Raw genomic sequence first — 14938 nt, 5'->3', positions numbered from 1 at the left:
CGCCCGGGGCGGCGGGGGCCGCCGCTCTTTCCTCAAACACCCCCCCTCCACACCATCCCTCGGCGGGGGGCCCCCGGCCCCGGGGCGGGCCCCGGGCGGGGAGGGGGCCGTGCGCATGGGACCCGGCGGCGCGGGTCCGCGGTTCGTCCCGCGCGCCGGGTGCGCGGGAACACGGAATGGGTGGTGGTTGTGGGTTTGCAGGCGAACAACGACATGCCGGGCGGGGCAACGGATCTGGTGCGTGCCCGAGACCAACTGCTCGACGGCGGTGATGCCCGCCGGCCTCGCCTGGACGCCGAGTCGCTGCGCCAGGCCCTGGTGGATCTGCACGATCTGTGGCTCACCACCAAGGGCGCGGAACTCGGCATCACCGCCGACAGCGGCCTCGCGGTGGTCGCAGTCGGCGGACTGGGCCGCCGGGAGATGATGCCGTACTCCGACCTGGATCTGGTGCTGCTGCACGACGACGTGGACCCGAAACGCGTCGCCGAGGTGGCCGATCAGCTGTGGTATCCGCTGTGGGACGCGCACATCAAGCTCGACCACAGCGTCCGCACGGTCCCGCAGGCGCTGCGGGTGGCGTCGGAGGATCTCACCGCCGCACTGGGCATGCTCGAGGCCCGGCACATCGTCGGCGATCAGGAGCTGAGCAACCTGCTGATCGGCGGGGTGCGCCGGGAGTGGCGGACCGGAATCCGTTCGCGCTTCGGCGAATTGGTGGAGCAGGCCCGGGTCCGGTGGAAGCGCGGCGGCGAGATCGCCCATCGCGCGGAACCGGACCTGAAGAACGGCCGCGGCGGGCTGCGCGACATCCAGCTGCTGGACGCGCTGGCCATCGCCCAGCTGACCGACGCCATGCCCGGTCTCGGCCCGGACGTGCCGGGCGGCGGACTGAAGCAGGCGCATCGCCGCCTGCTCGACGTGCGGACCGAGCTGCACCGGGTGGCGCGCCGCTCCCGCGATCAGCTCCGTGCCCAGGACGCCGACGAGATCGGCGCCGCGCTGCGCATCGGGGACCGTTTCGATCTGGCCCGCACGCTCAGCGACGCCGCGCGCACGGTCGGCTATTCGGTCGACGTCGGGCTGCGTACCGCGGGCAATGCCCTGCCGCGTCGAGGACTCGCCCGGCTGCGCCGGGTGCCGGTGCGTCGACCACTCGATGAGGGGGTGGTCGAGCACTCCGGCGAGGTGGTGCTGGCTCGCGACGCGCGGCCGCAGAAGGATCCGGGCCTGATCCTGCGGGTGGCCGCCGCCTCGGCGCAGACCGGGCTGCCCATGGCGGCGACCACGCTCAACCGGCTGTCCGAGGACGCCCCCGAACTGCGCGAGCCGTGGCCGCGCGAGGCGCTCAACGACCTGCTGGTCCTGCTGGGCGCCGGGCGCGGCACCGTCGACGCGGTCGAGGCGCTGGATCGAACGGGCTTGTGGGGCAGGCTGTTTCCGGAATGGGGGGCGGTGCGGGACCTGCCGCCCCGCGACCCGATGCACACCTGGACCGTGGACCGCCACCTCGTCGAGACCGTCGCCTACGCGAGCGCGCTCGGCACCCGGGTGTCGCGCCCCGATCTGCTGCTGCTGGGCGCGCTGCTGCACGACATCGGCAAGGGCCGGGTCGAGGACCACAGCGTCGTCGGCGCCGAACTCGCCACCCACATCGGCCGCCGGCTCGGGCTGTGGCCCACCGACGTGCGGACCGTGTCGGCGATCGTCCGCTACCACCTGCTGCTGCCGGACACCGCGACCAAACGCGACCTCGGCGATCCCGAGACGGTGCAGCGGGTGGTCGACGCGCTCGACGGCGATCCGCAACTGCTGGAACTGCTGCACACCCTGGCCGAGGCCGACTCCCTGGCCACCGGTCCCGGCGTGTGGGGCGACTGGAAGGCCGCCTTGATCGGTGAGCTGGTCCGGCGCTGCCGCCTGGTGATGGCGGGAGAGCCACTGCCACAACCGGATCCGATCGCCGACGAACTGCTGGAGCAGGCGAAGTCCGGCGGCGTGCACGTCCAGCTGGTGCCCGGCGAGGGCCGCTACACCCACGTCGTCACCGTCATCGCGCCGGATACACCGGGACTGCTGTCGGACGCGGCCGGGGTGCTGGCGCTGCATTCGCTGCGGGTGCTGTCGGCGTCGCTGGCCGGTGCGGACGGGATCGCGATCGACCGGTTCGTGGTGACGCCGATGTTCGGCGACCCGCCGGACGCCGGTCTGTTGCGGCAGGAATTGATCCGGGCGGTCAAGGGCGATCTGAACACCGGCGCGATGCTGGCGAAGAAGGAACGCGAGGCGAGCGTGCGGGTCGGCCCGTACGCCCAGGCCCAGCCGCGGGTGATCTGGACCGACACCGCCGTGCCCGGCCAGGCGCTGCTGCAACTGCGCGCCGAGGACCGCATCGGGCTGCTCAGCCGATTGGCCGCGGCACTGGCCGCCGCCGGGGCGAGCGTGCGGTGGGCCAAGGTCGTCACGCTGGGATCGGCCGTGGTCGACGCCTTCTGCCTGGACCTGGGCGACGACGACACACCTCAGCGGCGCGCCGGGATCGAAACCGCGGTGCTGGCGGTGGTTCCCCAGCCGGAACCGAAGAAACCCGCCGAAACGGACAGCGGCACCGACTCCGGAGCGATTTACTGAGCGGTCGCCCCGCCCGCATATTTTCGCGCAAACTGGTCATTTGCTGGTTGATCAGATCGTTGCGCGCAATTTGCTACAACCTGTAGCTCGTGTGACGCGGGCCACTCTAATATCGGAACCGTTTGATGTTCTTCCGTCGGAGCTGTCGCAGTACCTGTCATGGTGTCCGGAGCACGAGGGGAGCAGGTCGGTGGCTATTGAAGTGGTATCCGCAGCAACGATGACCAGCGATCTGACCCGGCACATCGCGCGCTGCGTGGGCGGGGACCGCTGGGTGGTGTCCTGGCTACCCGGCCGCACGCTCACCGGTCAGCAGGCGGTGACGGCCATGACCATCGCCTCCACGGGCACCGACCACGACCCCACCGACGCGGAGTGGGCGATGCTCGACAACATGGCTCTCGAACTGGGGCTGACCGCCCGCGAGGCGATGTACATGGTGGCCTCGGAGGACCACGACATCCGGCAGGCTCCGCGCCCGCGGCGACGCTCGCTGGACTGACCTCGGGGCGGACCCGATACCCTGGTAAGTCGAGTGACGTCCGTCGAGATACCAGGAGCGCGATCGGTGTTCGAATCCCTGTCCGACCGGTTGACCGGTGCCCTACAGGATCTGCGCGGCAAGGGGCGGCTGTCACCGGCCGATATCGACGCGACCGCTCGCGAGATCCGGTTGGCCCTGCTCGACGCCGACGTCGCACTGCCGGTGGTGCGGCAGTTCATCGCTCGCATCAAGGAGCGCGCCAAGGGCGCGGAGGTCTCGGGGGCGCTGAACCCAGCGCAGCAGGTCGTCAAGATCGTCAACGAGGAACTTATCGGGATCCTCGGCGGCGAGACCCGCCGGTTGCAGTACGCCAAGACCCCGCCGACGGTGATCATGCTCGCCGGTCTGCAGGGCGCCGGTAAGACGACCCTGGCGGGCAAGCTCGCGAAATGGCTGAAGGGGCAAGGGCATACGCCGCTCCTGGTGGCCTGCGACCTGCAGCGGCCCGGCGCGGTCACGCAGTTGCAGGTGGTGGGCGAGCGGGCCGGTGTGCCGGTGTTCGCGCCGCACCCGGGAACCTCGATCGGCGGCGAGCACCCGCAGGGCATCTCGGTCAGCGAACCGATCGACGTGGCGCGCAAGGGCATCGAGGAGGCGCGCGGCAAGCAGTACGACGTCGTCATCGTCGACACCGCGGGCCGCCTCGGCATCGACGCGGAGATGATGGGGCAGGCCGCGGGCATTCGCGATGCCGTGCAGCCCGACGAGATCCTGTTCGTCCTCGACGCCATGGTCGGCCAGGACGCGGTCAGCACCGCCGAGGCGTTCCGCGACGGCGTCGGGTTCACCGGTGTGGTGCTCACCAAGCTGGACGGCGACGCCCGCGGTGGCGCCGCGCTGTCGGTGCGCGAGGTGACCGGTCAGCCGATCCTGTTCGCCTCCACCGGTGAGAAGCTCGAGGACTTCGACGTCTTCCACCCGGACCGGATGTCGAGCCGCATCCTGGGCATGGGCGATCTGCTCACGCTGATCGAGCAGGCGGAGCAGGTCTACGACCAGCAGCAGGCCGAGGAGGCCGCGCGCAAGATCGGCTCCGGCGAGCTGACTCTCGAGGACTTCCTCGATCAGATGCTGGCGATCCGGAAGATGGGTCCGATCGGCAACCTGCTCGGCATGCTGCCCGGCGCGGGCCAGATGAAGGACGCGCTGGCTCAGGTCGACGACAAGCAACTGGACCGGGTGCAGGCCATCATCCGCGGCATGACGCCCGCCGAGCGCGCCAACCCCAAGATCATCAACGCCTCCCGGCGGCTGCGCATCGCCAACGGTTCGGGTGTCACGGTGACCGATGTGAACCAGCTGGTCGACCGCTTCTTCGAGGCCCGGAAGATGATGGCGCAGATGGGCCGCCAGATGGGCATGCCCGGCGGCGCTCGCCGAAATGCCAAGGGCAAGAAGGGGAAGAAGGGCAAGAAGGGCGGGCGCGGGCCGACGCCGCCGAAGGTGCGTGGTGGTTTCCCCGGCATGCCCGCGATGCCCCCGGGCGGCATGCCCGGCGGTATGCCGGACCTGTCGAACATGCCCGCGGGCCTCGACGAGCTGCCCCCCGGCCTCGAGGGCTTCGACCTGTCGAAGCTGATGAACCCCAAGCAGAAATAGCTTCCGCGCCCGGTCGGAGCGGGCCGTGGCACCGACCGCGTGTGAGGCACACCGTTGCGACCAGGAGGCGCGATGCGACTGCACCTGCGGGGAGTGGTACTCCCGGGAGACGAGGTCCGGGACCTGTGGGTGCACGACGGCCTGATCTCCTTCGAGCCCGTGCGAGACGCCGAAACCCTGTGTCGCACAGGGTGGATCGTGCCGGGCCTGGTGGACGCCCACTGCCACGTCGGCATCCGGTACGGCGGCGGGCACGAGGACCGCGCGGGCGCCGTCGCCCAGGCCGAGACCGAGCGTGACGCGGGCGCGTTGCTGCTGCGCGACGCGGGCTCGCCCATCGACACCCGGTTCATCGACGACCGCGAGGACCTGCCGCGGATCATCCGCGCGGGCCGCCACATCGCCCGGCCCAAGCGCTACATCCGCGAACTGGGCATCGAACTGGACGACGAGCGCGACCTGCCGGACATCGTCGCCGAACAGGCCCGCGTCGGCGACGGCTGGGTCAAGATCGTCGGCGACTGGATCGACCGTTCCGTCGGCGATCTGCGGCCGCTGTGGAGCGACGCCGTCCTGAAGGAGGCCATCGACGCCGCGCATCGCGAAGGCGCCCGCGTCACCGCGCACGTCTTCGGCGAGGACGCGCTGCCCGGCCTGATCGGCGCCGGTATCGACTGCCTGGAACACGGCACCGGCCTCACCGACGAGACCCTCGAGATGATGGTGCGCCACGGCACTGCCCTGGTACCCACCTTGATCAATATCGATACCTTCCCCGACATCGCCGACAGTGCGGCGAAGTTCCCCGTCTACGCCGCGCACATGCGCGATCTGCACCGCCGCGTCCGCGACACCGTCGCCGCCGCCCACGCCGCCGGGGTGCCCATCTACACCGGCACCGATGCCGGCGGCTCGATCCGGCACGGCCGTATCGCCGACGAGATCGACGCGCTCGCCGGTGCGGGCCTGACGCCGGACGAGGCGCTGGGCGCGGCCTCGTGGCGGGCGCGGGAGTGGCTGGGCCGTCCCGGCATCGAACCGGGCGCACCGGCCGATTTCGTGGTCTACGACGCCGATCCCCGGACCGGGCCTGAGGTCCTCGCGGCGCCCGCGTTCGTGGTGTTGCGCGGGCGGGTCCACAATCGCCGCGACCCGGTCACCGCCCACCGCTGAACTCGCGCATCGGGGGCGATCCCGGACCCCGGCCGAGCCGATTTCATGTGGTCGGGGGGAGTCTGGCAGAATGATCGACCGTCCTCCTCGGTGACCACGGCTCGTGCCGCGGGCGCCGATCTCGGGACAGTGTCAGCCCGTCTCCGGTTACGTACCGCGCGGCGGTCACACACTCTACGCAAAACCGGGCCCGCATCCGTGTGGGTCGCTGAATTGCGCCGTGACCAACCGGCTGCCCGCGGGCGGCCACCACCGAAAGGCAACAGCCATGGCTGTCAAGATCAAGCTCACGCGGCTCGGAAAGATCCGCAACCCGCAGTACCGCATCGTCGTCGCCGACGCGCGCACCCGCCGCGACGGCCGCGCCATCGAGAGCGTCGGCAAGTACCACCCGAAGGAAGAGCCCTCGCTGATCGAGGTCGACTCCGAGCGCGTGCAGTACTGGCTGGGCGTCGGCGCGCAGCCGACCGAGCCGGTCAAGCGCATCCTCGAGATCACCGGCGACTGGCAGAAGTTCAAGGGCCTGCCGGGCGCCGAGGGCACCCTCAAGGTCAAGGCGGCCAAGCCGAGCAAGCTGGACCTGTTCAACGCCGCGCTGGCCGCCGCCGACAGCGAGCCGGTCGCCGAGGCCGTGACCCCGAAGAAGAAGGCCGCGAAGAAGGCCGACGAGGCCGAGACCGAGACCGCCGAGGCATGAGCGCCGTCGTCGCCGATGCCGTCGAGCACCTGGTGCGCGGCATCGTCGCCAATCCCGACGACGTCCGCGTCGAGCTGATCACCAGCCGGCGCGGGCGCACCGTCGAGGTGCATGTCCACCCGGAGGATCTGGGCAAGGTGATCGGCCGCGGCGGACGCACCGCGACGGCGCTGCGCACCCTCGTCGCCGGTATCGGCGGCCGGGGGATCCGGGTCGACGTGGTCGACACCGACCAGTAGATGGAACTCGTCGTCGGACGGGTCGCCAGGTCGCACGGCGTGCGCGGCGAACTCGTGGTCGAGGTGCGTACCGATGATCCCGAGGCGAGGTTCGCGCCCGGCACGGTGCTGCGCGGGCGATTGCCCCGGTCGCAGCAGACGCAGCAACACACGGTGGAGTCGGTCCGGGAGCACTCGGGCCGACTGCTGCTGTGCCTGCGAGGCATTGCCGACCGTACGGCCGCGGACGCGTTGCGCGGCATGCTCTTTCTCATCGATACCGCCGATCTGCCGCCGTCGCAGGATCCGGACGAGTTCTACGACCACGAACTCGAGGGCCTGACCGTGCGGCTCGGCGACGGCACGGTCGTCGGCACGGTGACCGAGGTGCTGCATTCCGCTGCGGGAGAACTGCTTTCGGTGCGCGCCGCGGAAGACGGGCGCGAGATCCTGGTGCCGTTCGTGACCGCGATCGTGCCCACCGTGTCACTGGCCGAGGGCCTGGTCGTCATCGATCCGCCCGAGGGACTGCTCGACAAGGAGTGAGCAATGAGTGCCGACGCCGCGCTCCGCATCGATGTCGTCACGATCTTCCCCGAGTATCTGGAGCCGCTGCGAACGGCATTGCTGGGCAAGGCGATCGACAAGGGGATCGTCGAACTCGGCGTGCACAACCTGCGGCGGTGGACGCACGACGTCCATCAGGCGGTGGACGACGCACCGTACGGCGGCGGTCCCGGCATGGTCATGAAACCGACCGTCTGGGGAGACGCCCTGGACGAGGTGTGCCCCGACGAGGCGCTGCTGGTGGTGCCCACGCCCGCCGGCGTCCCGTTCACCCAGGCCACCGCCGAACGCTGGGCCGGTGAACGGCATCTGGTATTCGCCTGCGGCCGCTACGAGGGCATCGACCAGCGCGTCTTCGACGACGCCGCGCGCCGGGTGCGCGTCGAGGAGGTCAGCATCGGCGACTACGTGCTGATCGGCGGCGAGGCCGCGGTGCTGGTGATGGCCGAGGCGGTGGTGCGGCTCGTGCCCGGGGTGCTCGGCAATCAGCTGTCCCATCAACAGGATTCGTTCTCCGACGGCCTGCTCGAAGGGCCCAGCTATACCCGCCCGGTCAGCTGGCGCGGGCTCGAGGTCCCCGAGATCCTGCTGTCGGGCAACCACGCCCGGATCGAGGCCTGGCGGCGCGAACAATCTCTGGCCCGCACCCGCGCCCGTCGCCCGGACCTGCTGCCCGCGGACGTTCCGGAAGGCGGGTAGCCGAGAGGTGTCCGGCCTGAGCGGACACAATTCCGTGTGACACGGCGAGAATGGTCGGCCGCGATTCCGTTCGGCGAGTTTCCTCGGTGTGCCGTCTCCTGTTGCCGCTGTTGAGGCGGTCGGGGCGAACGTAAGCGAATGCGGCTGCGGCACTTCGGGCGCGGGGCTGTGGTTTGCTGTCGGCGGGCGACGGTAGTGTCTGCGAGCGTGACGACAGCCCCAGAATCCGCCAGCGCCGGACCCGTCAGCACCGCAGCCGCTGGTTCCGTCTCGGCCGATCCGCCGGTCGTCGGGACCGTTCGCCTCGGCACCGTCAGCCGTCGCATCGCCGACGAGCTGAGCGTGCGCGACGAGCAGGTACGCGCCGCCGTGGAGCTACTCGACGGCGGCTCCACCGTGCCGTTCATCGCCCGATACCGCAAGGAGGTCACCGGCGGGCTCGACGACGCGCAGCTGCGTCAGCTCGAGGAGCGCCTGTACTACCTGCGCGAACTGGACGAGCGCCGGGCGTCGATTCTGGAATCCATTCGCGGCCAGGGCAAATTGGACGCTGCCCTCGAGCAGCAGCTCATGCTCGCCGAGACCAAGGCCCGCCTCGAGGACATCTACCTGCCGTACAAACCCAAGCGGCGCACCAAGGCGCAAATCGCGCGCGAGGCCGGTCACGAGCCGGTCGCCGACGCCCTGATCGGCGATCCCGCCACCGACCCGGCCCAGTACAGCGCCGAACAGCTCGACGGCGCCCGCGCCATTCTGGTCGAGCGCTTCGCCGAGGACGCCGACCTGGTGGGCGAGCTGCGTGAGCTGATGTGGAACCGCGGTCAGGTCACCTCGCGGGTGCGGCCCGGCAAGGAGGAGGCCGGCGCCAAATTCGCCGACTACTTCGAGTTCGGCGAGCCGTTCACCAAACTGCCCTCGCACCGGATCCTGGCGCTGCTGCGCGGCGAGAAGGAAGAGGTGCTCACGCTGCACCTCGAGCCCGATATCGAGGAGCCGGAGCCGGGCGAGCGGTCGATCTACGAGGGCCGCATCGCGCTGAAGTTCGATATCGCCGACCGGGGCCGCCCGGCCGACGGCTGGCTGCTGGACACGGTCCGCTGGGCGTGGCGCACCAAGCTGCAGGTGAGTCTCGGCATCGATATCCGGATGCGGCTGCGGCAGTCCGCCGAGAAGGACGCGGTCGACGTGTTCGCCGCGAACCTGCGCGATCTGCTGCTCGCCGCGCCCGCCGGCACCCGCACCACGATGGGCCTGGACCCGGGGTTCCGCACCGGCGTCAAGGTGGCGGTCGTGGACGGCACCGGCAAGGTCGTGGCCACCGAGACCATCTACCCGCACAAGCCGCAGGGGCAGACCGAGAAATCGCTCGCCGTTCTCGGCGCGCTGGTCGCCCGTTTCGGCGTCGAGCTGATCGCCATCGGCAACGGCACCGCCTCGCGCGAGACCGATGCCCTTGCCGTCGAACTCATCTCGCGCATCCCCGAGAACAAGCCGACCAAGATCGTGGTGTCCGAGGCCGGGGCGTCGGTGTACTCGGCGTCGGCCTACGCCTCCCAGGAACTGCCGGAACTGGACGTGTCGCTGCGCGGCGCGGTCTCCATCGCCCGCCGCCTGCAGGACCCGCTGGCCGAGCTGGTGAAGATCGACCCCAAGTCCATCGGCGTCGGCCAGTACCAGCACGACGTATCGGAGACACTGCTGGCCCGCTCGCTGGGCGCGGTGGTCGAGGATGCGGTGAACGCGGTCGGCGTGGACGTCAACACCGCCTCGGTGCCGCTGCTGGCGCGGGTGTCGGGCGTGTCCACCTCGGTCGCGGAATCCATTGTGGCGCACCGTGATCAGAACGGCCCGTTCCGCAATCGCACCGCCTTGCGCGAGGTGCCGCGACTGGGCCCGAAGGCATTCGAGCAGTGCGCGGGCTTCCTGCGCATCCGCGAGGGTGACGACCCGCTCGACAACTCCGCGGTGCACCCCGAGGCGTACCCGGTGGTGCGGCGCATCGTCGACAGCACCGGCCGCGGCGTGCTCGAGATCATCGGCAACAACACCGTGCTGAAGTCGCTGCGCCCCGCCGAGTTCACCGACGAGCGGTTCGGCCTCCCGACCGTCACCGACATCATCGCCGAGCTGGAGAAGCCCGGCCGCGACCCGCGCCCGGAGTTCAAGACCGCCGAGTTCGCGGCCGGTGTCGAGAAGGTCGCCGACCTGCAGCCGGGCATGGTGCTGGAGGGCGTGGTCACCAATGTGGCCGCCTTCGGCGCGTTCGTCGACATCGGCGTGCATCAGGACGGCCTGGTGCATGTCTCGGCCATGTCGCACAACTTCGTCCGCGACCCGCGCGAGGTCGTCAAGTCCGGCGATGTGGTGAAGGTCAAGGTGCTGGAGGTCGACGTGGCCCGCCAGCGCATCGGCCTGAGCCTGCGCCTGGACGACGAGCCCGGCAAGCCGGAGAAGGGCGGCCAGGGCCAGCGCGGCGGCCAGCGCCCGCAGGGCCAGAACCGCGGCGGCCAGCCTCGCGGCGGCCAAGGCGGCGACACCCAGAACCGCGGCGGCCAAGGCGGCGGCCAGAATCGTGGCGGGCAGGCTCGAAACCAGCAGCGCCGCAACGCTCCCGCGCCCAGCAACGGGGCCATGGCCGACGCACTGCGCCGGGCGGGCTTCGGCAAGTAATCACCGCACCGTTCACAGGCGACCCGGACCTCGGGCCTGTGACAGTCGGGCGATCGGTCCTGCCGGGTGATCTTCGCGTGGGCCGGATCGGCTCAGGCCCGCACGCAGCGTTCCGGCGAGCATCCGGCCCGGCGGGTTGTGCGGTGTGTTGCGTGCGGTTCGGCTGGGTGTCACGAGATTGCTGCACAATGTGGCTGAGGCGGGTCGGGCGTTGAGCGTGGCGTCCGCATGCCGACAGTGATCGCATATCCACGGCCGGAGCGATGGGGACATGGCAGCAATACGACGGTGGCTCGACGACTCCGTCATGGCGCAGGGACGCCTGCCGCTGCTGTGTTTCCTGCTCGGCTTCATCGTCGGATTCCTGCTGATCCGGTTGAGCGTCCGGCTGATTCGCAAACGGGTGCGCTGGTGGCCCGGCAACCTGCGCGCCGGCGACGTGCACATTCACCACATGGTGTTCGGCGTGGTGCTGGTGCTGCTGTCCGGGATCGGGCTGGTGGCGTCGTACGGCAGCGGGGTCGGCCCCTTCAGCGCGCTGGCCGCCGCGTTCGGTGTCGGGGCGGCGCTCGTGCTCGACGAGTTCGCGCTCATCTACTACCTGCGTGACGTGTACTGGGAGGAACAGGGCCGCACCTCCGTCGACGCCGTGTTCGTGGCGCTTGCGGTCACGGGCCTGCTGCTGCTCGGGTTCCATCCGCTGTGGTTGCTGGAGGTCAACGACATCCGGTACGACGGCAGCGAATTGGGCCGGATCCTGCTCGCCCTCTTCGCGATCGGAAATCTCGCCCTCGCCGCGATCGTCATCGCCAAGGGCAAGATCTGGACCGGACTGTTCGGCATGTTCTTCCTCCCGCTGCTGGTCGTCGGCACGCTGCGGCTGAGCCGCCCTGGCGCGCCCTGGGCGCGCTGGCGGTACGCGGGCCGGACCAAACTCATGCAGCGGGCGATCCGGCGCGAACGCCGCTATCGGCGGCCGGTCATCCGGGCCAAGATCTTCGTGCAGGATCTGATCGCGGGCAGCCCCGATGTCGCGCACGTGCGGCGGGCGACCGAGGAGGAACTGGCCCGCCGCGTGGTACCCGCACCCGCCCCGCCGCATCCGCTGCGCGTCGGCCGTAAAGTGGCGGACTGACCTCGCACTCGGAGCGATATACCGGCAGGTCACCCGGTCGGCAACCCGAGTAACTGTCCGATCCCTGGGTCTGGCACAATAGCGGGGTTGCCCTGGGCGAAGTAGGCCCAGCGCACCGCCCATATCCGGAGCACGAACCGGTCGAGCTAGAGCCGCCAGGTTCCTCTGTTCACGCGAACTTCCAAAGGACGGAAATGAACACCCTCGACTTCGTCGACGAAAAGTCGCTGCGCACCGATGTCCCCGACTTCCGGCCGGGCGACACCGTCAACGTGCACGTGAAGGTCATCGAAGGCAACAAGGAGCGCATCCAGGTCTTCAAGGGCGCCGTCATCCGGCGCCAGGGTGGCGGCATCCGCGAGACCTTCACGGTCCGCAAGATCTCCTTCGGTGTCGGCGTCGAGCGCACCTTCCCGGTGCACAGCCCCAACATCGACCACATCGATGTCGTGACCCGCGGTGACGTCCGCCGGGCCAAGCTGTACTACCTGCGCGATCTGCGCGGCAAGGCCGCCAAGATCAAGGAAAAGCGCTGAGACGGCGACTTCCCCCGAGAAACCCCCGGCCGGTCGGCCGGGGGTTTTTCCTTTCCCGCCGCCGGGGCGGCAGCGCGCGTCCCGTCAGACCGCCGGGCTACGCTGTTCGGCGTGGCAGACGAAATCGACTCGGTGCGGGTATCCGGAGCGGATGACGAACGCGCAGGGGCAACCACGCCGAGGCAACGGCGCGCGCGATCGAAGAAGCAGAAGAAGCAGCGCCCGTTCTGGCAGGAGCTGCCGATCCTCATCGTGATCGCCGCGGTAATCGCCGCGCTCGTGGTGACCTTCATCGGCCGTCCGTACGTGATTCCGTCACAGTCGATGGAACCGACCCTGCACGGTTGCGCCGGTTGCACCGGCGACCGCATCTACGTCGAGAAGCTCAGCTACGACTTCGGCGACCCGGGACCCGGCGACGTCGTGGTGTTCGTGGGGCCGAGCAACTCCTGGAACAAGGCCTACCGTTCCAACCGGTCCGGGAACGTCGTCGTCCGCGGCGTGCAGAACTTCTTCTCGTTCTTCGGGCTGGTCCCGCCGGACGAGAACGACCTGGTCAAACGCGTGATCGCGACCGGCGGGCAGACCGTGCAGTGTTGCGACACCGAAGGCCGGGTGATGGTCGACGGCAAACCCCTCGACGAGCCGTACGCGCACTACAACTACCCGTACCAGCCGGGTCTGCCGTACGCCGTGAAGACTGCGGGCGGCCTGTCGATCAACCCGCGCGGACGGGAATTCGGCCCGATCAAAGTGCCCGACGGGAATGTCTGGGTGATGGGCGACAATCGCAACGAATCCGCCGACTCGCGCGCCCACGTCGACGACGAGTACTCCGGCACCGTGCCTGTCGACGACATCCGCGGCAAGGCGGTGTTCAAGATCTGGCCGCCCAACCGGATCGGGCCGATCCGTTCGCAGGATCCCCAGAGCTGAGTGGCGCGCGTCGGGCAGACATAATCGAATGGTGGGAGTTGTGGCGCGGAATCAGCAGCGCGCCGTCCGCAAGAGTAAGGGCGGCAAAGGGATTCGACCCATCGCTGTCCGCAGTGGAGATTGGCCGCCGCGGGTGGTGATGCGCAAGGCCGGTGGCCTGCGCACCCTGGAGGCGGCGCTGATCCGCAGCGGGCTCGGTCCGGTCGCGGGCGTGGACGAAGCCGGGCGCGGGTGCTGCGCCGGGCCGCTGGTGGTGGCTTCATGCCTGCTGGCGCCCAAGGCGTACGACTCGCTGGCCGACCTGGACGACTCCAAGAAGCTCACGGAGGCGACCAGGGAGCGGCTGTTCCCGATCATCAAGCGGCGGGCGCTCGCGTGGCAGGTGGTCGTGATCCCGGCCTGGGAGATCGACGCCATCGGCATCCACGTCGCGAACATCGAGGGCATGCGGCGGGCGGTGGCCGGGCTGGGCATCGAACCCGGCTACGTGCTCACCGACGGATTCCGGGTGCCCGGCATCACGGTGCCGTCGCTGCCGGTGATCGGCGGGGACGCGGCCGCGGCCTGCATCGCGGCGGCCAGCATCCTCGCGAAGGTCACCCGCGACCACATCATGGTCGACATGGACCGGCGGCTACCCGGCTACGGCTTCGCCGGCCACAAGGGTTACAACACACCCGAACACCTGGCGGCCCTGCGAGAACTCGGCCCGAGCAGCGAACACCGCCGATCCTGGCGGAACGTGCGGCTCAACGGCCAGGCCGAGGTGATCGAGGTCGAAGACGAACTGACGGAGGCAGAGCTGGCGGCGGAAATGATCGAACCGGACGCGGAGATCGCCGCGCCGGACATGCCCGGAACCAGGCGAGTGGCTACCGGCACCGCCCATGCGAGATGATGTGGTCAGCACCGCGTCGTGGCGAGAAGGAGGACGTTCCACCAGATGAGCGCCGAGGACCTCGAGAAATACGAAACCGAGATGGAACTCTCGCTGTATCGCGAGTACAAGGACATCGTCGGCCAGTTCTCGTACGTGGTGGAGACCGAACGCCGCTTCTACCTCGCCAACTCCGTCGAGCTGCGACCGCAGAACGCCGACGGGGAGGTGTACTTCGAGGTACGCATGTCGGACGCTTGGGTTTGGGACATGTATCGGCCGGCTCGGTTCGTGAAGCATGTGCGGGTTATTACGTTCAAGGATGTGAATATCGAGGAGTTGGAGAAGCCGGATTTGAGGTTGCCTGAGTAATTGGGGGGCTTTGGGGTGGGTGGTTGGGGTGGCGGGGGATCGCTGCTGGGTTTTTGGCCTCCGCTTCGCTGCGGCGGGTTTTATGGGGCCATGGTCAGGGGTGTTTGGTGGTGGCGGCGGCGGGGGTGGGGGGGGGGGCGGGGCGGGCCCCGCCGCCCCTACGGGGCGGCCAATTATCAAGCCGCGGCCAATTATCCAGCGTGCCGCTGGACCAGGTCGCCCACGCGCGGGAGGGCCTCGGTCACATGCTTTTTCGCCGAGGAGCGCACCGCGGAGTACGCCTT

15 protein-coding genes are annotated in these 14938 nt (G+C 69.7%); 14 read left to right on the top strand and 1 reads right to left on the bottom strand.

Features of this window, described 5'->3' with window-relative positions; all coding sequences use genetic code 11:
• Positions 1 to 213: 213 nt before the first annotated feature.
• From QH470_RS00495 to QH470_RS00430, 14 genes are all read left to right on the top strand, one after another.
• Positions 214 to 2631: a [protein-PII] uridylyltransferase gene (locus QH470_RS00495; protein WP_280270230.1), complete on the top strand. Its 2418-nt coding sequence runs from the start codon at positions 214 to 216 to the stop codon at positions 2629 to 2631.
• A 190-nt stretch (positions 2632 to 2821) separates the two neighbouring features.
• Positions 2822 to 3133 (top strand): hypothetical protein, encoded by a 312-nt coding sequence (locus QH470_RS00490; RefSeq protein WP_280270227.1) that lies wholly within the window; start codon positions 2822 to 2824, stop codon positions 3131 to 3133.
• Positions 3134 to 3199: 66 nt separating this feature from the next.
• Positions 3200 to 4774 carry a signal recognition particle protein gene (ffh, locus tag QH470_RS00485; protein WP_280270226.1) on the top strand — a complete coding sequence of 525 codons (1575 nt, stop codon included), beginning with the start codon at positions 3200 to 3202 and terminating at the stop codon, positions 4772 to 4774.
• 72 nt (positions 4775 to 4846) lie between these two features.
• Positions 4847 to 5947 carry an amidohydrolase family protein gene (locus QH470_RS00480; RefSeq protein WP_280270225.1) on the top strand — a complete coding sequence of 367 codons (1101 nt, stop codon included), beginning with the start codon at positions 4847 to 4849 and terminating at the stop codon, positions 5945 to 5947.
• A gap of 268 nt (positions 5948 to 6215) precedes the next feature.
• On the top strand, positions 6216 to 6644 hold the full coding sequence (rpsP, locus tag QH470_RS00475) for a 30S ribosomal protein S16 (RefSeq protein ID WP_280270224.1): 429 nt from the start codon (positions 6216 to 6218) through the stop codon (positions 6642 to 6644).
• Positions 6641 to 6883 (top strand): RNA-binding protein, encoded by a 243-nt coding sequence (locus QH470_RS00470; RefSeq protein ID WP_187687654.1) that lies wholly within the window; start codon positions 6641 to 6643, stop codon positions 6881 to 6883. Before rpsP ends, QH470_RS00470 begins: the two co-directional genes overlap by 4 nt.
• Entirely contained in the window at positions 6884 to 7408 is a 525-nt protein-coding gene (gene rimM, locus QH470_RS00465) for a ribosome maturation factor RimM (protein WP_280270223.1), read from the top strand.
• A 3-nt stretch (positions 7409 to 7411) separates the two neighbouring features.
• The gene (gene trmD, locus QH470_RS00460) at positions 7412 to 8128 is read left to right on the top strand and encodes a tRNA (guanosine(37)-N1)-methyltransferase TrmD (RefSeq protein WP_280270222.1); all 717 of its coding nucleotides are present in this window, start codon (positions 7412 to 7414) and stop codon (positions 8126 to 8128) included.
• Between the two features lie 207 nt (positions 8129 to 8335).
• On the top strand, positions 8336 to 10798 hold the full coding sequence (locus QH470_RS00455; RefSeq protein WP_280270221.1) for a Tex family protein: 2463 nt from the start codon (positions 8336 to 8338) through the stop codon (positions 10796 to 10798).
• A gap of 271 nt (positions 10799 to 11069) precedes the next feature.
• Positions 11070 to 11933, top strand: a complete 864-nt coding sequence (locus tag QH470_RS00450) for a hypothetical protein (protein WP_280270220.1) — start codon at positions 11070 to 11072, stop codon at positions 11931 to 11933.
• A gap of 194 nt (positions 11934 to 12127) precedes the next feature.
• Positions 12128 to 12469, top strand: a complete 342-nt coding sequence (rplS, locus tag QH470_RS00445; protein WP_280270219.1) for a 50S ribosomal protein L19 — start codon at positions 12128 to 12130, stop codon at positions 12467 to 12469.
• A gap of 111 nt (positions 12470 to 12580) precedes the next feature.
• On the top strand, positions 12581 to 13405 hold the full coding sequence (gene lepB, locus QH470_RS00440) for a signal peptidase I (RefSeq protein ID WP_400179202.1): 825 nt from the start codon (positions 12581 to 12583) through the stop codon (positions 13403 to 13405).
• Positions 13406 to 13544: 139 nt separating this feature from the next.
• Entirely contained in the window at positions 13545 to 14303 is a 759-nt protein-coding gene (locus QH470_RS00435) for a ribonuclease HII (RefSeq protein WP_280270228.1), read from the top strand.
• 45 nt (positions 14304 to 14348) lie between these two features.
• Positions 14349 to 14654 carry a DUF2469 domain-containing protein gene (locus QH470_RS00430; protein WP_011210678.1) on the top strand — a complete coding sequence of 102 codons (306 nt, stop codon included), beginning with the start codon at positions 14349 to 14351 and terminating at the stop codon, positions 14652 to 14654.
• Between the two features lie 191 nt (positions 14655 to 14845).
• Here the strand turns inward: QH470_RS00430 and QH470_RS38165 are convergent.
• On the bottom strand, positions 14846 to 14938 hold a 93-nt coding region (locus tag QH470_RS38165), incomplete at its 5' end, for a DUF6918 family protein (protein WP_425302566.1).

This window comes from Nocardia wallacei (genome assembly GCF_029868745.1).
Classification (GTDB): Bacteria; Actinomycetota; Actinomycetes; order Mycobacteriales; family Mycobacteriaceae; genus Nocardia; species Nocardia wallacei_B.
Note: the sequence above shows the minus strand (reverse complement) of the source record. Positions and strands in the feature narration are given on the sequence as shown.